The 18,932-nt window shown below is 62.9% G+C and carries 14 protein-coding genes; 4 read left to right on the plus strand and 10 right to left on the minus strand.

All coding sequences use genetic code 11. The annotated features are described in order from the left end of the window. Positions 1 to 27: 27 nt before the first annotated feature. Both MOV80_RS22415 and dnaE read right to left on the minus strand, forming a co-directional pair. On the minus strand, positions 28 to 471 hold the full coding sequence (locus MOV80_RS22415) for an N-acetyltransferase (RefSeq protein ID WP_107731499.1): 444 nt from the start codon (positions 469 to 471) through the stop codon (positions 28 to 30). 121 nt (positions 472 to 592) lie between these two features. Then, positions 593 to 4,042 carry a DNA polymerase III subunit alpha gene (gene dnaE, locus MOV80_RS22420; protein WP_249605512.1) on the minus strand — a complete coding sequence of 1,150 codons (3,450 nt, stop codon included), beginning with the start codon at positions 4,040 to 4,042 and terminating at the stop codon, positions 593 to 595. 110 nt (positions 4,043 to 4,152) lie between these two features. Here dnaE and MOV80_RS22425 point away from each other — a divergent pair, with 110 nt between their 5' ends. Continuing rightward, the gene (locus MOV80_RS22425; RefSeq protein WP_043594292.1) at positions 4,153 to 4,761 is read left to right on the plus strand and encodes a flavin reductase family protein; all 609 of its coding nucleotides are present in this window, start codon (positions 4,153 to 4,155) and stop codon (positions 4,759 to 4,761) included. Here the strand turns inward: MOV80_RS22425 and MOV80_RS22430 are convergent. The 7 genes from MOV80_RS22430 to MOV80_RS22460 all read right to left on the minus strand — a co-directional run bounded on the left by MOV80_RS22430 (position 4,736) and on the right by MOV80_RS22460 (position 13,422). Next, entirely contained in the window at positions 4,736 to 5,659 is a 924-nt protein-coding gene (locus tag MOV80_RS22430; protein WP_249605513.1) for a VirK/YbjX family protein, read from the minus strand. The genes MOV80_RS22425 and MOV80_RS22430 overlap by 26 nt on opposite strands. A 120-nt stretch (positions 5,660 to 5,779) precedes the next feature. Further along, complete coding sequence (locus MOV80_RS22435; RefSeq protein ID WP_162896952.1) at positions 5,780 to 7,483, minus strand: UDP phosphate-alpha-4-amino-4-deoxy-L- arabinose arabinosyl transferase; 1,704 nt, start codon at positions 7,481 to 7,483, stop codon at positions 5,780 to 5,782. Between the two features lie 176 nt (positions 7,484 to 7,659). Beyond that, positions 7,660 to 7,914: a PhaM family polyhydroxyalkanoate granule multifunctional regulatory protein gene (locus MOV80_RS22440; RefSeq protein ID WP_043594294.1), complete on the minus strand. Its 255-nt coding sequence runs from the start codon at positions 7,912 to 7,914 to the stop codon at positions 7,660 to 7,662. Positions 7,915 to 7,993: 79 nt separating this feature from the next. Further along, positions 7,994 to 10,270, minus strand: a complete 2,277-nt coding sequence (locus MOV80_RS22445; protein ID WP_043594297.1) for an NADP-dependent malic enzyme — start codon at positions 10,268 to 10,270, stop codon at positions 7,994 to 7,996. A 155-nt stretch (positions 10,271 to 10,425) separates the two neighbouring features. Beyond that, a complete protein-coding gene (locus MOV80_RS22450) occupies positions 10,426 to 11,712 on the minus strand; it encodes a TRAP transporter large permease subunit (protein WP_043594299.1) in 1,287 nt (428 codons plus the stop codon). Next, on the minus strand, positions 11,709 to 12,323 hold the full coding sequence (locus MOV80_RS22455; protein WP_043594301.1) for a TRAP transporter small permease: 615 nt from the start codon (positions 12,321 to 12,323) through the stop codon (positions 11,709 to 11,711). The genes MOV80_RS22450 and MOV80_RS22455 overlap by 4 nt, the downstream gene beginning before the upstream one ends. Before the next feature lie 100 nt (positions 12,324 to 12,423). Continuing rightward, on the minus strand, positions 12,424 to 13,422 hold the full coding sequence (locus MOV80_RS22460) for a TRAP transporter substrate-binding protein (protein ID WP_019103477.1): 999 nt from the start codon (positions 13,420 to 13,422) through the stop codon (positions 12,424 to 12,426). A gap of 189 nt (positions 13,423 to 13,611) precedes the next feature. On the opposite strand from MOV80_RS22460, the gene MOV80_RS22465 reads away from it, so the two are divergent. The 3 genes from MOV80_RS22465 to MOV80_RS22475 all read left to right on the plus strand — a co-directional run bounded on the left by MOV80_RS22465 (position 13,612) and on the right by MOV80_RS22475 (position 17,054). Continuing rightward, positions 13,612 to 15,897, plus strand: coding sequence for a PAS domain S-box protein (locus MOV80_RS22465; protein WP_043594303.1), 2,286 nt, complete (start codon positions 13,612 to 13,614; stop codon positions 15,895 to 15,897). 149 nt (positions 15,898 to 16,046) lie between these two features. Then, positions 16,047 to 16,379, plus strand: a complete 333-nt coding sequence (locus MOV80_RS22470) for a hypothetical protein (protein WP_141113311.1) — start codon at positions 16,047 to 16,049, stop codon at positions 16,377 to 16,379. A gap of 168 nt (positions 16,380 to 16,547) precedes the next feature. Then, complete coding sequence (locus MOV80_RS22475) at positions 16,548 to 17,054, plus strand: DUF1993 domain-containing protein (protein ID WP_118266501.1); 507 nt, start codon at positions 16,548 to 16,550, stop codon at positions 17,052 to 17,054. A gap of 163 nt (positions 17,055 to 17,217) precedes the next feature. On the opposite strand, the gene nadB is transcribed toward MOV80_RS22475, so the two are convergent. Then, positions 17,218 to 18,810, minus strand: coding sequence for an L-aspartate oxidase (nadB, locus tag MOV80_RS22480; protein WP_107731502.1), 1,593 nt, complete (start codon positions 18,808 to 18,810; stop codon positions 17,218 to 17,220). Positions 18,811 to 18,932: the final 122 nt, after the last annotated feature.

The raw sequence follows: 18,932 nt of genomic DNA on the forward strand, positions 1-18,932 counted from the left end.
CATGGGAGGCTTTCGCGCGTCTGGAAACTAGAAATCCACGCGCATGACCAGGCGTGGATCGCTGTGGCCGAAGTAATGAGGCTGATGTTCGATAACGGAGAAGCCCTGGCTTTGGTACAGCCTGACCGCGGAGTTGTCGGGGTGGACCGTCAGTTTCGCGTGGCTGGCCTGGCGCGCCCGCAGCGCCTGCAGCAAGGCCTGCAGCAGTTGCTTGCCGAGGCCCTGTCCGCGGCAATGCTCATGGACCGCCAGCGACATAATCCAGAATTCTCCTTGCCCGCTGCCTGGAGCGCCGATGATGTAGCCGCCCAGTTCTCCGTCTTGAGCGCCTGGCGCGACGAAGAATAGGTCCGGCCACAGGTCGTGAGCCTGGCGGAAGAAAAAGTCCGGGTAGACGTGATGACCGAATACCGCTTGTTCGATCTGGAAGACCGGGGCGATGTCTTGGAGTTGCGCCGGGCGTGCCATCATCTGAAAACATCCTTTTGCGTGTGCGTTTGAGCGGGGAAGCCTACTGCAATGTCCGGCGCTTGCAAAGGCGCGGGACAAGAAAAAAGCCGCGCTGGGCGCGGCTTGCAGCGAGCGCGGCGGCTCACCACATCACTTTGACCTTGTCGTTGCCCAGCCAGTCCTGCAGCGCCAGCAAGAGGCCGTCGTCCAAGCGGACGCCCCAGGGCGGGGGCAGCATCAGATCGCCGCTGGCCGCGCCGTTGTTGTAATGGATGCGCACCGGGCAGCCGGCGTCCTCGCTGCGGAACGGATGCAGTTGGGACTTGAGCTTGCTAACGTCCACCTTGCCGGCAAGCTTCAGCGACAGGCTGCGTGCGTAGCGGCTGCGCGCCTCGCCCAATTCATAGACTTTATCGGCGACGATGCGCAGGCCGCCGGAGAAGTTGTCCTCGCTTACTTTGCCTTCTATCACCAGTACTACGTCGTCTTTCAACCGGCTGCGGTTGGCTTCGAAGCTTTCAGCGAACAGGCTGACTTCCAGCTTGGCGCTGCCGTCATCCAACTGGACGAAGGCCATTTTGCCGCGGTTGCCCACTTTGACTCGGATGCCAGTGACGAAACCGGCCAGGAGTTGCGGCTCTTTACGCGGGCTGAGCCGGGACAGCGGGGTTTTGATGAAGCCGCGAATTTCCTTGGCGTACGCGGCGAAGGGATGGCCTGACAGATAGAAGCCGATGGCCAGCTTTTCCTCCGCCAGTTTGACTGCGTCGCTCCACGGCTTGATTTCCACCATTTCCACGCTGGGGGCGACATCGTCGCCGAACATGTCGAACAGGCCGCCCTGATTGGCGTTGGCGTGTTCTTGCTCGGCGGCGTTCATCGCCAGGCCGACATTGCCGAACAACTTGGCCCGGTTGGGTTCGATGCTGTCGAAGGCGCCGGCGCGGATCAGCGCCTCGATCACGCGCTTGTTGACGATTTTTTTATCGGTGCGGCGGCAGAAGTCGAACAGGTCCTTGAACGGGCCGGATTCCGCGCGTACCGCGACGATGTGGTCGACAGCCGCTTCGCCGGTGCCTTTGATCGCGCCCAAGGCGTAGCGGATGTGTTTGCGGTCTACCGGCACGAAGCGGTAGTAGCTCTGGTTGATGTCCGGCGGCAGGAAGATCAGGCCGTTTTTGCTGTCCACGCTGTCGTCGTAGAACACCTTGAGCTGGTCGGTGTTGTCCAATTCAGAGGACATGGTGGCCGCCATGAAGGCCGCGGTGTGATGGGCCTTGAGCCAGGCGGTCTGGTAGGACACCACGGCGTAGGCGGCGGTGTGCGACTTGTTGAAGCCGTACTCGGCGAACTTGGCCATCAGGTCGAACAGCATCTCGGCCAACTTGGGATCGTAGCCCTTGGTGGCCGCGCCCTGGGCGATCTTGCCGCGGTGTTCGGCCATTTCCTCGGGCTTCTTCTTGCCCATCGCGCGCCGCAGCATGTCGGCGCCGCCCAGGGTGTAGCCGCCGATGATCTGCGAGATCTGCATCACTTGTTCCTGATACACGATCACGCCGTAAGTTGGGTCCAGGCAGGCCTGCAGGTCCGGGTGGTAGTAATCGACCTCCTGCTTGCCGGCTTTGCGCAGGATGAAGTCGTCCACCATGCCGGAGCCGAGCGGGCCGGGTCGATACAGGGCCAGCACAGCGATGATGTCTTCGAAACGGTCTGGCTTCAGTTTTTCCAGCAGCCGTTTCATGCCGTCCGATTCAAGCTGGAATACGGCGGTAGTGTTGGCCTGTTGCAGTACTTTGTAGGCGGCGGGGTCGGTGAACTCGAGCAGGTTGAGATTGGTGTCGAAACTCGGGTCCAGGTTTTTGATGTAGTTGACCGCCAGTTCGATAATGGTCAGGTTGCGCAGGCCCAGGAAGTCGAACTTCACCAGGCCCACTTTTTCCACATCGTCCTTGTCCAGCATCGATACCGGCACCGCGCCGTCGGCGCTGGCTTGGTACATCGGGCAGAAGTCGGTGATTTTGCCCGGCGCGATCAAGACGCCGCCGGCGTGCATGCCGATGTTGCGGGTCAGGCCTTCCAACTTCTTGGCCAGTTCCCATAGCTCGCGCAGCTCTTCCTCGTTTTCCAGTCGCTCGCGCAGCACCGGCTCCATTTCTACTGCGTCGTCCAGTGAATACTGCTTGCCGGGCGCGGCCGGAATCAGCTTGGATACGCCGTCGCAGAACATATAGGGCAGGTCCAGCACCCGGCCAACGTCGCGCACTACCGCCTTGGCGGCCATGGTGCCGAAGGTGGCGATTTGCGATACCGCCTCGGCGCCGTATTTCTGGCGCACGTACTCGATCACGCGGTAACGGTTGTCTTGGCAGAAGTCGATGTCGAAGTCGGGCATCGATACCCGCTCGGGGTTGAGGAAGCGTTCGAACAGCAGCGCGTAAGCCAGCGGATCGATATCGGTGATGCCTATGCTGTAGGCCACCAGCGAACCGGCGCCGGAGCCGCGGCCCGGCCCCACCGGGCAGCCATTGTTTTTTGCCCAGTTGATGAAGTCGGCAACGATCAGGAAGTAGCCGGGGAAGCCCATCTGGATGATGGTGTCGCACTCGATCTTCAAGCGCTCGTCGTAACGCTGCCGCTCTTGGGCGCGGACTTCCGGGTCGGGGTAGAGCTTGGCCAGCCGTTCTTCCAGGCCTTCCTGGGACAGGTGCACCAGGTAGTCGTCCAGTGTCATGCCGTCCGGGGTGGGGAATTGCGGCAGGTAGTTTTTGCCCAGTTGCACGCTGATATTGCAGCGGCGGGCGATTTCCACTGAGTTTTCCAGCGCTTCTGGAATGTCGGCGAAGCGCTCCAGCATCTGGTCAGTGGACAGGAAGTACTGGTTTTCCTCGAAGCTGCGCGGCCGGCGCTTGTCGCCCAGGGTGAAGCCCTCTGCGATGCAGACGCGGGCCTCGTGGGCCTTGAAATCGTCCGGGTCCATAAACTGGATCGGGTGGGTGGCCACTACCGGCAGGCCGATCTCGCCGGCCAGCCACAGCGAGGCTTGCACCGCGTTTTCCACCTGCGGGTTGTCCAGGCGTTGCAGTTCCAGGTAGAAATTGTCCGGGAAGCAGCGTTCCCAATATTCGGCGCGGCGGCGCGCTTCGTCGCGCTGGCCCATCAGCAAGGCTTGGCCAACGTCACCCAGGTGAGCGCCGGACAGGCAGATCAGGCCGCTGTTGTCGCCGTTTTCCAGCCAGGCGCGCTTGAGCTCGGCACGGCCGCGGTACTGGTTGTGGGTATAGGCGTCGGCCAGCAGTTCGCACAAGCGCCCGTAGCCCTGACGGTTCTTGACCGTCAGCATCAGGCGATAAGGCTTATCGCGGTCTTCCTCGTTTTCCAGCCAGACATCGCAGGACACGATGGGCTTGATGCCTTTGTCCCGGCAGCCCTTGTAGAACTTGACCATGCCGAAGATGTTCATCAGATCGGACATGCCCACCGCGGGCATATTGTCCTTGATGGCGCGCTTGATGGCGTCATCCAGGCGCACGATGCCGTCGGTGATGGAGAACTCCGAGTGGAGGCGCAGATGGATAAAACGAGGTGAGTTCATCACGCCATTTTACCTGCCGAGCGGTTGCGACACCATCGCCGGGCGCATTTGGCGTGCTAGTATTTTGCTGCTTTGCAGCATTAGAATGATGGCATCAGAGAGGAGTTGATATGGACTGCGACATCAAGATGCTGCCGCCCGAAGCGGTGTATCCCTTGCTGGTGGGCAGCGTGCTGCCCCGGCCCATTGCCTGGGTCAGCACCCAGGATTTGCGGGGCGTGGCCAACTTGGCGCCGTTTTCCTTTTTCACCGTGGCCAGCGTGAAGCCGCCGGTGCTGGCGCTGAGCATTCTGACGCCGGCCGACGGCGGGGTGAAGGACACCTTGGCTAATATTCGCGCTACCGGGGAGTTTGTGGTTAACGTGGTGCCGGAACGCTTGGCGGAAGAGATGAATCTGAGCTGCGGCCCTTACGCGCCGGATGTGGACGAGTTCGATCTGGCTGGTGTAGCCAAGGCGCGCAGCCGGCAGGTGAGGGCGCCGGGTGTGGAGCAGGCGCCGCTTCGCTTCGAGTGCGTGTTGACCCAGTGCCTGGCCTTGGGCGATGGCGCGGGCGCCGGCAACCTGGTGTTGGGCGAGGTGCGTCACGTACATGTGGCGGATGAGGCGTGGCGCGATGGTCGCGTGGCGGGCGAGGTCCTGGCCTTGGTGGGCAAATTGGGAGGCGACGAGTTCAGCCGCGCCGAGCCCGCCTTCAGTTTGCGGCGGCCGGGAGCGTGACGGCGCGGCGGCTTTGGCTGTTCAGTTCGTCCAGCAGCGCGTAGCGCCGCTGATATTCCGCGCGCTTCTTGCTGGCGATCTCGGTCAGGGGCTTGCGCGGCAATTGCAGAGGCAGGCTGAAGAAACGTTTGCAAGCGGTGGGCTGGGCATCGAAGGTGTCCCAGAAGCTATCATAATCGGCGAAGAATTCACGACGATAGCGCCAAGAGCTGTAGATATGCTGCCATTTGCTGACCGCCAGTATCTGGCTGGCGCCTATCTCCCGAGCCAGCGCGATCAAGGCCTCCACTGCCAAGCGCTTGGGAAACAGCCCATGACTTTGCTTGGTCAGCTGGTGCACGGCTTCCGCGCCATGGGGTTTGCGCGGGCCTTGCAGGCCGCCGATGATGATGGCGGTTTCGCCCTGGCGGCGGGTGATGGTGAAAGTCAGCGTGGCGATGGCGACCCGCTCCTCCGAGCAAATTTGCAAGGATAGTTCGCCCTCTTTGTCGAAGCTGTGGCGGTGCGTTAGCACCGCCATGATCGCGGCGTCGTTTTTGCCGAGCAACTCGGCCAGCGTCAGGCCAGCGTCGCTGAGCAGGCTGCGGTAGGCGGTGGGAGACACTCGTTCGGCCAGCGTCTGATAGTGTTCGCGCAAGGCCGCCAGTTTGCCGCTTGGGCCAAGAGAACGATATAGGTAGGGGCGATGGAGCTTGCAGGCCAGCCTAGGATTAGCCTGCAGGTGGCGGCGTAGAGCGGGTTGGCCCCAGCTATCCAGCCAGCGTAGAGTCCATGGCAAGGTCAGCAGTCCGCGTAGCGCGAATTTACAGCGGTTCTTCCCTTCGTCGAATCCGTCCTCGCGGGAGAAGCGCCCACTGGCCAGGGACCAGAACAAATCCACTGCGTTCAGCGCCGACATACCATAACCTCAAGAAAAAAAGGGTTAAGGCTACGTTATCCCGGCGCTGTGATTGTTAAGGAATATTGGGCAAAATGTGACGAATTGTGACGGTTTCGCCTGAAATTGATTCCTTTGTAATTATTTCTTGGCCTTCAACAGCAGGCCCAGCGGCTGCTCCAGCCGGTAAAGGCGGAAGCGCTCCTTGGGGTCGCCCGGACGTTGAAAACTTTCCGCGGGCTTCAGGCCGGCCAGGTAGGGCGGCAACTGGTCGTGCAGGGACTGGACCAGCAGCCAGCGGCAGTTTTTGGCCTGCGGCGTGCTTTCCAGCCGCAGCGTGCGGTAGTCGGCGTAGTAGTCCAGCAGCGCGCGTTGCGGCTCGCCCAGGCCGACGCTGGCGACGCACTCGCCCTGTCGGCCGATGTCGGCGAGGACGGGGCGCAGTGGAGCGAAAGTTTCGCGATAGCGCATACCGTGATCCAGCGCCGGCAGCCACAATGTGGCTAGACCACCCCACAACAGCACGATGGTCAGGCTCCAGCGCCAAGCAAAGCCGGGAGCCGTGTTTGATGGGAAACGCCGCCATAAGCAGGCCACGCCGCCGGCAATCAGGCCGAAGGCCATCCAGGTCCACGGGTGCCATTGCGGATGCCAGTCGGTGAATTTGCGGTGCAGCAGGTGGCGGGCGAATTGCGCGGACTCGCCTGTGGAGAGCACCCAGGCGATCGCCAGCACGACGGCGCCCAGCGTCAGGCAGAGCAGAAGGCTGAAGCCGGACAGCGCGCGCCAGCCGCGGTGGGCTTCGCCGGCGCGCAAGCCGGTGATGGCCAGCAGCGCCAGCGGCAGCAGCAGGGGCATCGCATACAGTTCGCGGGCGTCGCCCGCCAGCGACAAGACCGTCAGCGTCACCAGCCAGAGCAGGGCAGGCGCGGCGGGCCAGGCTCGGGTCCATTGCCGGCGGCCGCGCCAAAGCCCCCACAAGGCCAGTGGCAACACCGGGATGCCGTACCAGGGCAGGGTGCGGCCGTAGAAGAGCCGCGGCGCCTTGGGACCCAGATGGGCGCTGCCGTCGAAACGGCCGAAGTTGTTCACCTTGAACCAGAGCTGGAACAAGGCCGGATCGCGCAAGTACAGGCTCAAGCCCCACAGCGCGGCCAGCGGCAGGCCGATCAGCGCGGCCAGCAGCAGACCGCCGGCGTAACGGCGGTTGCGGTAATCGGGGTGCAGCGGCAGTAGCAAGGCGGTCAGGCCCAGGCAGCCGGGGCCCAGCAGGCCCTTGCTCAAGAAGGCGGCGCCTCCGCCCAGGCCCAGCAGCGCGCCGCCTAACCAGGCGCGCCGGCGCAGCAGCACCAGTCCGGCCAGGCCCCAGGCGACGCCGGCCAGCAGCGCGGTATCGGTGATCATTTGATGGGCGCGCATCGGCAAGCCCAGGCAGCCCAGCAGCAGCAAGGCGCCCCAGGCCGCGGCGCGCCGGCCGTACAAGGCGCCGGCGGAGACGGCGGTACCGGCCAGCGCCAGCGCCATCCAGCCGCCGGCGGCCAGGCGGGCGGCGTCCGGCGCGCTGAGCCAGCCGCCGAACAATTGCATGGTGAAGGCGGCGCTGATGAAGAACAGCGGCGGCTTTTCCATGAAGGGCTCGCCGGCCAGCGTCGGCACGATCCAGTCGCCGGTCTCTGCGATATGGCGGACCAGGCCAAAGGTATAGGCTTCGTCTGGCTTCCAGGGCTCGTGGCCTATCAGGCCGGGCAGCAGCCAGGCAACGGCAATGAGCAAGAACAGCCAAGCGGGGATGGGCGGCAGGCCGGAGTCAGCGGGCTGCTCGGCGGGTGGGGTGGAAAAACGCATGGAGTCCGCGGAAAAGTCGTTGTTATGGGAAAGGGGAGGGCGCGCCGTCCCGTTCATCACGATAATGCGTAGCGGCCACGGGCTTCTGCCAGGAAGGTCCGCGGCCGGACGGTAGAGTGTAGCGTTGTTTGCGCTTCAAGCAAACTTGAGCTTGGCCGCATGGGAAGGGGGCTGCTTCAATTGTGCGGCGGGTCTTTTGGCCGCATCGAGTGCAGCGCGGACCTCTGCATTTCCAGGGCTTTTATCTGCATGCTGAGCATGCCCATATTCATGGTCAGCCAGCTTTCCACCACGCGCAATTCGGCCAGCTTGCGGTCTATCTCCTCCTCGCTCATCGGCGGTAGAAACGGCTGCATGCCCGGCGGGGTGGCGGTTTGCCAGAACTGGCGGAACAGGGCGAAGGGATCGTTGGGGTTGAATTCGTTGCTCATGGGCTGCTCCCTCGGCGAAGAAAAAACGGGCAAGCTGCGCTTGCCCGTTCAGTATATGCCTTTACATCCAGGCCGACGCTTACTTGCTGTTCTGCGCGTCCACGGCGGCCAGGGCCACCATGTTGACGATGCGGCGAACCGAGGCGATCGGGGTCAGAATGTGGGCCGGCTTGCTCATGCCCATCAGGATGGGGCCGATGGTCACGCCGTCGGAGGCGGAGACGCGCAACAGGTTGTAGCTGATGTTGGCGGCTTCCACGTTAGGCATGATCAGCAGGTTGGCGGAGCCTTTCAGCGTGCTGTCCGGCATCGCCTGGTTGCGGATGCTTTCCACCAGCGCGGCGTCGCCCTGCATCTCGCCGTCGATTTCCAGGTCCGGCTGCGCGGAGCGGATCTGGTCGAAGGCGGCGCGCATCTTCTGCGCCGACGCGCTGTTCAGCGTGCCGAAGCTGGAGTTGGACAGCAGCGCGGCCTTGGGCGCGATGCCGAAGCGCTTGATCGACTCGCTGGCCATGCGGGTGATGCTGGCCAGTTGCTCGGCGCTCGGGTCGGCGTTGACGTAGGTGTCGGCGATGAAGATGTTGCCGGTGGGCAGGATCAGCGCGTTCATCGCGCCGGCCACTTGCTCCGGGTTGTTGTAGCCGAGCACGGTTTCAACGATGTCGAAGTGCTGACGGTACGGCCCGTAGGTGCCGCAGATCATCGCGTCGGCGTCGCCGCGGCGCACCATCATCGCGCCGATCAGCGTGGTATTCCCGATCACGCGGCGGCGAGCCTGTTCCTGCGACACGCCCTTGCGCTTGGTCAGCTGGTAGTACTCTTTCCAGTACTCGGCGAAGCGCGGATCGGATTCGTTGTTGACGATCTCGAAGTCCTTGCCGGCCACCAGCTTTAGGCCCAGCTTCTGGATGCGCATGTCGATGACGCTGGGGCGGCCGATCAGGATTGGTTTGGCCAGACCCTGGGTGACGATTTCCTGAGTGGCGTGCAGCACGCGCTCGTCCTCGCCCTCGGTCAGCACCACGCGTTTCGGGTCCTTCTTGGCCTGGGCGAACACCGGCTTCATGAACAAATTGGTCTTGTACACGAACTGGGCCAGTTGATCGGCGTAGGCGTCGAAGTCCTGAATCGGGCGGGTGGCGACGCCGGAATCCATCGCGGCCTTGGCCACGGCGGGGGCGATCTTGACGATCAGGCGCGGGTCGAACGGTTTCGGAATCACGTATTCCGGGCCAAACGACAGTTCCTGGTCGCCGTAGGCGGTGGCCACCACGTCGTTCTGCTCGGCCAGCGCCAGATCGGCGATGGCGCGCACCGTGGCCAGCTTCATCTCTTCATTGATGGTGGTGGCGCCCACGTCCAGCGCGCCGCGGAAGATGAAGGGGAAGCACAGCACGTTGTTGACCTGGTTAGGGTAGTCCGAACGGCCGGTGCCGATGATAGCGTCCGGGCGAACTTCCTTGACCAGCGGCGGCAGGATTTCCGGCTCCGGGTTGGCCATGGCCAGGATCAGCGGTGCGCGGGCCATGGATTTGACCATGTCTTGGGACACAAGCTTGGGACCGGACAGGCCCATGAAGATGTCGGCGCCGGCCATGGCGTCGGCGAGCTTGCGCTGGCCGTTGTCCTTGATCGCGTAGCGTTTCTTGGAGTCGTCCAGTTTCTCGTCGCGGCCTTCGTAGATCACGCCCTTGGAGTCGCAGACGGTGATGTTCTCGCGCTTCACGCCCAGGGCCACCAGCAGGTCCAGGCAGGCGATGGCGGCGGCGCCGGCGCCGGAAGCCACCACGCGTACTTTGGCGATATCCTTCTCCACCAGGCGCAGGCCGTTGAGCACTGCGGCGGCGGCCACGATGGCGGTGCCGTGCTGGTCGTCGTGGAACACCGGAATATTCATGCGTTCGCGGCACTTCTTCTCGATATAGAAGCACTCGGGCGCTTTGATGTCTTCAAGGTTGATGCCGCCGAAGGTGGGCTCCAGCGAACAGATGATGTCCACCAGTTTGTCCGGGTCCAGTTCGTTGACCTCGATATCGAATACGTCAATGCCGGCGAACTTCTTGAACAACACGCCCTTGCCTTCCATCACCGGCTTGCCGGCCAGCGCGCCGATATTGCCCAGGCCCAGCACGGCGGTGCCGTTGGAGATCACCGCGACCAGATTGCCGCGCGCAGTGTATTTGTAGGCGTTCAGCGGATCTTCCACGATGGCGTCGCAGGCGGCCGCCACTCCAGGGGAGTAGGCCAGGGCGAGGTCGCGTTGGGTGGTGAGAGGCTTGGTCGGGGCAACCTGGATTTTGCCCGGGTTGGGGTACTGGTGGTATTCCAGTGCGCTCTGGCGCAATTGCTCGTCCATTCTCTGGGACTCCTGAGGTTGATCTTTAGGTGGTTGGTTGGTGTAAGAGAGTAACTACACATTATACGGGCTTAACGGCGGGCGGGGCTATCGTCTTGTCGGACAAAAAACGCGATGGCGTCGGCCATCGCGTTTTCATGTCCGTCGGACGCATGCTAATTCAGCATGCCCAACGCGCGCGGCAGCCACAGCGAGATTTCCGGCACATAAGTCACCGCAACGAGGAAGCCCAGCATGGTCAGCAACCAGGGCCATACTGCCACCGTCAGTTCGGTGATGCCCATCTTGGTGATCCCGGACGCGACGTAAAGGTTCAATCCCACCGGCGGGTGGCACATGCCCACCTCCATGTTGACGACGATGAGAATGCCGAAGTGAACCGGATTGATGCCCAGCGCGGTGGCCACCGGGAACAGAATGGGGGCCAAGATCAAGACGATAGAGGAAGGTTCCATCACATTGCCGGCCAAAAGCAGGAGGATGTTGACGACCAGCAGGAAGGCGATGGGGCCGAGACCGGCGTCGATCAGCCAGCCGGCCATGGCTTGGGGAATGCCCTCGCTGGTCATCAGGAAGGAGAACAGCACCGCGTTGGTGATGATGTAGAGCAGCATGGCGGACATGCTGGCCGAATCCAGCAACACCTTGGGCACCTGTTTCAGCGTCATATCCTTGTAGACGAAGACGGCCACGATGAAGGCGTAGACCGCGGACATGGCGGCGGCCTCGGTGGGCGTGAAGATGCCGCTGTAGATGCCGCCTATCACCACCACGATCAGGAAGAGGCCCCACATGGATTTGCGGAAGGCGCGCCAGCGCTGGCCCCAGCTGGCCTTGGCCAGGCGCGGGTAGCCGAACTTGCGCGCGCGGTACCAGGTGGTGAAGCCCAGCAAGGTGGCCAGCATCAGGCCGGGCACGACGCCGGCCATGAACAACTGTCCCACCGAGGTGTTGGTGGCCACGGAATACATCACCATCACAATGGAAGGCGGGATCAGGATGCCCAGCGCGCCGGAGGTAGTGATCACCCCGGCGCCGAAACGGTTGGGAAAGCCCTGCTTGACCATGGCGGGCAACAGGATGGAGCCGATGGCCACCACCGTGGCCGGGCTGGAGCCGGAGACCGCGGCGAACAGCGCGCAGGCCAGCACCCCCGCCAGGCCCAGGCCGCCGTGCCAATGGCCCACCAGGCTGGTGGCGAAATTGATCATGCGTTTGGCCACGCCGCCATGGGTCAGAAAGTTGCCGGCCAGGATGAAGAACGGAATCGCCATGATCTCGAACTTTTCGATGCCGGTGAACAGCTTGAGCGCCACCGCCTCAATCGGTACCTGGGTCATGGTGAACAGAAAGGTCAGCACCGTCAGGCCCAGGGAAATCGAGATGGGCATGCCGGAGAGCATCAGGACGAGCAGCAGGCTGAAAATGATGAGCGCGTTCATTTCTTGTCTCCTCGACGGGAGATGTCGTGCGGATGGAGGTTGTCGTCCAGGGCGTACCAGTTGTCCACCCCGCCCTCATCGTCCATGCCTTCCACGTGGGCGTGGTCGTGCTTGGGGAGGATGCCGGTTTTGACGAAGGCCCAGGCTACTTGCAGGAAGCGAAAGCACATCAGCAGCGAGCCGCAAGGCACCGCCAGGTACACGATCCACATCGGCATTTCAAGGTCGGCTGAGGTTTGGTCCGTGTGGGCGATCTCCCAGACGAAGGCGGCGCCCAAGGTGCCGACGATGGCGGTGAACAGCGCGCCGGCCAGCAAGCCGAACACGATGAAGCGAGCGCGGTTCTTGTCTTGCAGCTGGTTGATCAACACGTCCACGCCGACATGGATACCGGTGCGCACGCCGTAGGCCGCGCCGAACTTGGCCATCCACACGAATAGGTAAATGGTCAGCTCTTGCGACCAGGCCAGATTGATGTGGCTGACCAGTGGGTGTAACAGCTCGGTGCCTGCGGCGTAGCGGTGCGTCACCGCGACAAAGGTGATGAGGGTGGCGGCGGCCATGAAGCTCGCAATCAACCACTCTTCGAGGTGATCCAGGAATTTCAGCATCGGGCGTCTCCGGGAAAAGAAGGACGGACGGCTGCGCGCCGACCGCCGCGACGGCGCGGGGGGCGCGCAGCCGCGGGGCGGTGTCTCAGTCGCAGCGCTATTAGTTGGCGGAGAAGCCGGTTTGCTGGTAGATGGTCTTGATCAACGCCGGGCCGACCCGCTCCGCCATCTTGGTGTGGACGGGGAGCATGGCCTTCTTGAACGCCTCGCGTTCGGTCGGAGTGGGGTTGTAGATGGCTGTCTTGCCGGATTTGGCGATCTTGGCCAAGTCGGCGTCGTTTTCTTTCTTGGCGATGTCGTTGGCGTACTTGGTCGCGTCTCGTATCGCGCTGTCCAGTTGGCCGCGCACGTCGGCGGGCAGGCCGTCCCAGAAGCGCTTGTTGACGATCACCGCGTAGCCCAGATAACCATGGGCAGTGGTGGTCATATGTTTCTGGACCTCGTACATTTTCTGGGTGTACATATTGGACGGCGGGTTTTCGGTGCCGTCCACCACGCCGGTCTGCAGTGCCTGATACACCTCGGAGAAGGCCATCACCTGCGGCAGCGCGCCCAGAGCGCGCATTTGCTCGTCCAGCACCTTGGACGACTGAATGCGCATTTTCAGGCCTTTGAGGTCGGCCGGGGATTTGAGCGGCTTATTGGCGGAAAAATGTTTGAAGCCGTTGTCCCAGAATGCCAGCCCCTTGATGCCCTTGCTGTCCAGCTTGCCCAGCAACTGCTGGCCCACCGGACCCTGGGTGACTTTGTGCAACTCGTCGTAGTTGTCGAAGATGTAGGGCAGGTCGAAAACTTCGAACTCCTTGACCCCCAGCGGGCCGAACTTGGCCAGGCTGGGCGCTAGCATCTGCACCGCGCCCAATTGCAGCGCCTCCAGCTCTTCCTTGTCCTTGTACAATTGGCTGTTGGGGTAAACTTGCACCTTGACCTTGCCCTTGGTGCGTTCCTCCGCCAGCTTCTTGAAGTACTCGGCGGCCTTGCCCTTGGGGGTGTCCTGAGCGACAACATGGCTGAACTTGATGACGATTTCCCCGGCGGCGCAGGCGACGCCGGACAGACTGCCGGCCAGGATGGCCAAGGCGGCGATTTGCAGTTTCATCTCTCTCTCCAAAAGCTGTATTGCGTTTAGGTGTGATGGCGCGTTGTGCAATGGCCACTATATTGTGCCGCCGGCTTCGCGCTCTGTTATGCCATCCTTCTGGACAGTCGAGTTTTACAGTGTAAAGTAGGAGCAGTTTCTTCTCCCGGCCATTAGGGACTTCAGCATCAGGATTTTCCCTAACATTCCATGCAGATAAAAACCACGTTCTCCCGCCGCTCTCCCCGCATGCTTTGGCTCAGCGTCAGCGCCTTGCTGTTGGCCCTGCTGCTGGCGCTGGGCAGCCTGTTCTATCTGGTGTACCGCGACTGGCGCGACGAACAGCAAGACAACCTGATCCAGGAAGTGCTGTGGCTGGAGCAGTCTTTGCGCATGTATCTGGAGGGGCAGCAAGAATGGGCTGAAAACCTGGGCCGGGAAATAGAGAGCGGCAATATCGACAGCCAGCGTTTTGCTCGGCAAGCCGCGTTTTACCTGCGGGGCAACCCGGAACTGTTGAACATCCAGCAGGTAGATCTGGACGGCAAGGTGTTACGCGACCAGCACGGCACCCGCCGCGACGGCAGCGTGCTCTCCGGCGAAACCTTCGACGCGTTGTGGCGCGCCAACCGATTGTTGCGCCCCAGCTACGGCGCGCCTTATCAGGGCAGCGACGGCAAATATCGTTTCGACCTGGCCGTGCCCATCGTCCACGACGGCAAGGCCCTGGGCGGGCTGCGGCTGACCTACCAACTGGACCTGCTGCTGTTCAACCAAGTGCCGTGGTGGATCGCCTCCAAGAACTACATCAGCATCCAGGACCTGAGCGGCAAAACGCTGGCCAGCAAGTTCGACCCGGCGGAGCGCCCCGGCACCATCTCCCACCAGACCAGCTTCGACCCCCCCGGCTACGGCCTCTACCTGCACGCGGTCAGCTACCGCGCCGGCCTGGGTCTGACCCTGCCGGTGTTGTCCGGCCTGATCGCGCTGCTGCTCAGCGCGCTGCTGTACGCCGCCTGGCGCATCCGCCGCCACGTGCGCGAGCGCGCGCACGCCGAGCAGGCGCTGGCCAAGGAAGTGTCGCTGCGCCAGGCGATAGAAGACTGCATGAAAAGCGGCCTGGTGGCCTTGGAGGACGAAGGGCGCATCGTGCGCGTCAACCGCGCCTTCTGCGACATGCTGGGCTTCAGCGCGGACGAACTGGTGGGCCAGGCGCCGCCCCATCCATTCTGGCCGGCGGACGACCACGAGGCCATGACCGCGGCGATCGCCGCGGTGCGAGACCATCGCCAGCCGGCGCAGGGCTTCGAACTGCGCTTTGCGCGCAAGGACGGCGAATTCATCGAAGTGCGGCTCTACGCCACCCCGCTGGTGGAGGCCGACGGCAGCCAGCGCGGCTGGATCGCCTCCTTGTTCGACATCACCGAACGCAAGCGGCAGCGGCTGGCGCTCAACGCCTCCCACCAGCGCTTTCTCACCGTGCTCAACGGCCTGGTGGCCGGCGTTTGCGTGATGGAAGAAAGCGGCGGCCTGCTGCTGTACGCCAACCCCGCGTTTGCCCGGCTGTGGCTGGCGGAAGAACCGGACGGCCCCTGCTGTGTGCTGCTGCCCGGCCTGCAGGACCAGCCGGAACAGGACGAATACGGCTTGGAATTCACCACCGACGGCGGCGGCAGCTGGTTCCAGATGCACCGCCGCCGCATCGACTGGGTAAACGGCGAATCCGCCTGGCTGGCCATCCTGGCCGACGTGAGCGAAGACAAAGCGCGCGAGGGGCGGGAGCTGGCGCAGCAGGAACGGCTGCAAAACACCTCGCGCCTGATCGCCATGGGCGAGATGGCCTCCTCGCTGGCGCACGAACTGAACCAGCCGCTGACCGCCATCAACACCTACGCCGCCGGCGTTAGCCGTCGGCTGCCGGCGGAACTGGAACTTCCCGCCGGCGTGCGCGAGGCGATCCAGGAAATCGCCGGGCAGGCCAAGCGCGCCGCCCAGATTGTCAGCAGCATCCGCGCCTTCGTCAAAAAACACGAGCCGCAATTGCAACGCGTGGAGCCGGGGCCGGTGGTGCTGCGCGCCGTCGGCCTGGCGGAAGGCCTGGCCGTCAAGGCCGGGATCAAGCTGCAGGTGGAGCAAGACCCGGCAGGCTGCCTGCTGGACATGGACCCGGTGCTGATTGAGCAAGTGCTGCTCAATCTGATGAAAAACGCCATCGAAGCGATGCAAGAGGCCCAGACCAAGCGGCCCAGGGTCAAGGTGCGCACTTCCATCGGCACCGCCTTCTGGCGGGTGGAAGTGGTGGACAACGGCCCCGGCCTGTCCGAGGCCATGAAAAGCAATCTGTTTACTCCGTTCTACTCCACCAAGCCGGAAGGCATGGGCATAGGCCTGAACATCTGCCGCTCCATCGTGGAATTCCACCGAGGCGAGTTTGGCGCCAACAGCACCGTGGCCGGCGGCTGCGCCTTCTGGTTCACCTTGCCGCTGGCCAAGTGAGGCCTTGAATCCAGCAGGGTGGAATGACAAGTGGCTGATGGGTCAGGTGAACGATGGGCGCTTCAATCACTATTGTTTGTCATGAGGCCTGGACCGACATGCGTCGCCCGCCAGCGCCGCGCATCCATTCACTCAGGCAGGAGAGGCTCATGAGAACCACAAGCGCGATGTGTCTATTGGCAGGTTTGCTTGCCGCCTTGACGATGGGGGCCGCCAATGCGGCGATCACTTTCAAGAAAGGCTGGAACGATCCCGACAACAGCGATGTGAAAACCTACACCCAGGCCGAGGCCACCACCTACCTGCGCAATAAAAGCGATTCGCTGAAGGAAATGATCGACAAGCCCGCCTGCCAGCTGAATGTGTCCAAAGGCTGCCATCAGAAGAGCGATCCGCATTTCACCCTGGACGGCATCGGCTCCAAGGCGTCTTGCAAAAATGTTTACGCCGGTTCGAAAAGTATCCACATCTCCTGCCCGTGAAGCCTTGAGGGCGCGTGAAACCGCTGGGCTCGCCGGTTTCCGGCGGGTCGTGCCGAATGGGCCGTGGCCGGGCTGGCGTCTGTTTCCTGGCGGCGGATTGGCTTATGCTGTGGCGACGCGCCGGCATGTCCGTCGCGTCCGCCTTTCCTCATCCGACAGGAGCCCGCCATGTCCGTTTCCATGTACCAAGCCTCCGTCCCGGCGCTGATCCGGGGCCTGAACAATCTGTCCGCCATCCTGGACAAGGCCGCCGCCGACGCCGCCGCGCGCAATATCGCGCCGGAAGTGCTGCTCAACGCCCGGCTGGCGCCGGACATGTTCGCGCTGACGCGCCAGGTGCAGATCGCCAGCGACAGCGCCAAGGGCTGTGTCGCGCGGCTGGCTGGTGTCGAAGTGCCGAGCTACGCCGACGATGAAGCCAGCTTTGCCGATTTGCAACAGCGCATCGCCAAGACCGTGGCGTTTTTGCAGGGTTTCAACGCCGCCCAGATCGACGGCAGCGAGGCGCGGGAAGTAGTGCTGAAAGTGCGCGGCGATGAAATCCGCTTCAGCGGACAAAACTATCTGCTGGGCTTTGTGCTGCCCAATTTCTATTTCCACCTCACCGCCGCCTACGCCATCCTGCGCCACAACGGCGTGGCGCTGGGTAAGATGGATTACTTGGGCGGCGTGTAAGAACCTGTTTACGATCTGCTGCGCGTCGGCGATACGGCGTTGAAACCGAGCTCAAAATGCTCATGTACCACGAGTACATTCCGCTTTTTCGCTCGTTTCCGCCTTGTCTCGCCTTAGCTCGCGAGATCGTAAACACGTTCTAAGTCTTGGGGGCCGCCGCCGCTCAGCCGCCGGCGGCCGGCCTGTCCGGCGTCAGAATGGTCTCCTGCGCCTGCTCCAGCTTCTCCGGATAGTCGCGGCTATAGTGCAAGCCGCGGCTCTCCTTGCGCAGCAGCGCCGACCGCACGATCAATTCCGAAGTCTGCACCAGATTGCGCAGCTCGATCAGATCGTTGCTGACGTGGAAATGGCGGTAATACTCGTTGATCTCCTCGGACAGCAGACGGATGCGGTTTTGCGCCCGCATCAGCCGCTTATTGGTGCGCACAATGCCCACGTAGTCCCACATCGCCCGGCGCAGCTCGTCCCAGTTGTGGGAAATCACCACCTCCTCGTCCGGGTCCGTTACCTGGCTGTCGTCCCAGTCCGGAATCTTGGGCAGTTTGATCTCCGGCGCGGCCAGGATGTCCTCCGCCGCCGCCTTGCCTATCACCAGGCATTCAAGCAAGGAGTTGCTGGCCAGCCGGTTAGCCCCGTGCAAGCCGGTGCAGGCCACTTCGCCCACCGCGTACAACGCGTCCACATCGGTGTGGCCGGTCAGGTCCGTAAGCAGGCCGCCGCAGGTGAAATGCACCGCCGGCACCACCGGGATGGGCTGCTGGGTGATGTCTATGCCCAGCTCCAGGCAATGGGCGTAGATATTGGGGAAATGCTCGCGGATGAAATGGGCCGGCTTGTAGGAAATGTCCAGGTAGACGCAATCCAGGCCGTGCTTCTTCATCTCAAAGTCGATGGCGCGCGCCACCACGTCGCGCGGCGCCAGCTCCGCGCGCGGATCGTGCTCCGGCATGAAGCGGGTGCCGTCCGGCAGCTTCAGGATGCCGCCCTCGCCGCGCACCGCCTCGGTGATCAGGAAAGACTTGCTGTGCGGGTGATACAGGCAAGTGGGGTGGAACTGCATGAATTCCATATTCCCCACCCGGCAGCCGGCGCGCCAGCCCATGGCGATGCCGTCACCGGTGGCGGTGTCCGGATTGGTGGTGTACAGGTAAACCTTGCCGGCGCCGCCGGAGGCCAGGATGGTGTGCTTGGCGGCAATGGTCACCACCTGGTCCGCCTGCTTGTCCAGCGCGTACACCCCGTAAGCGCGGTTGCCCGGCAGGCCCAGCTTGCGCGAGGTGATCAGATCGATGGCGATATGCTCTTCCAGCTCCGTGATATTGGGGTGAGCCTTGATCTTCTGCCCCAGCGTACTGGTCACCGCCGCGCCGGTGGCGTCCGCCGCGTGGATAATGCGGCGGTGGCTGTGGCCGCCTTCGCGGGTCAGGTGATAGCCGGTGCGGTGGGTTTCATCCTTGGTGAAGGGCACGCCCAGCGCAATCAGCCAATCAATGGCCTCCTTGGAGTGCTCGACAATGAAGCGCGCGGCCTCCTCATTGCACAGCCCTGCGCCGGCAATCAGCGTATCGCGGATGTGTTCCTCCACCGAATCCTCGGTGTCCAGCACCGCGGCGATGCCGCCCTGAGCGTAAGTGGAGCTGCCTTCCAGCAAATCGCGCTTGGTAATCAGGCCCACCTTGCGGCTTTCCGCCAGGTGCAAGGCCAAGGTCATCCCGGCCAGACCGCTGCCGATGATCAGAACATCAAACTTAAGCATGATGAAATCCTGCAGGACGCAGAGTCGAAATGGATAGGCAGCGTAGCAGACTTCATGCTGGTGTGACAGATGGGGGGAGGGGACTGGCGGGCGTAGCTCAAATCCAGGGGCAGGCGTGAGGC

The organism is Chromobacterium sp. IRSSSOUMB001 (assembly GCF_023507765.1).
Classification (GTDB): Bacteria; Pseudomonadota; Gammaproteobacteria; order Burkholderiales; family Chromobacteriaceae; genus Chromobacterium; species Chromobacterium haemolyticum.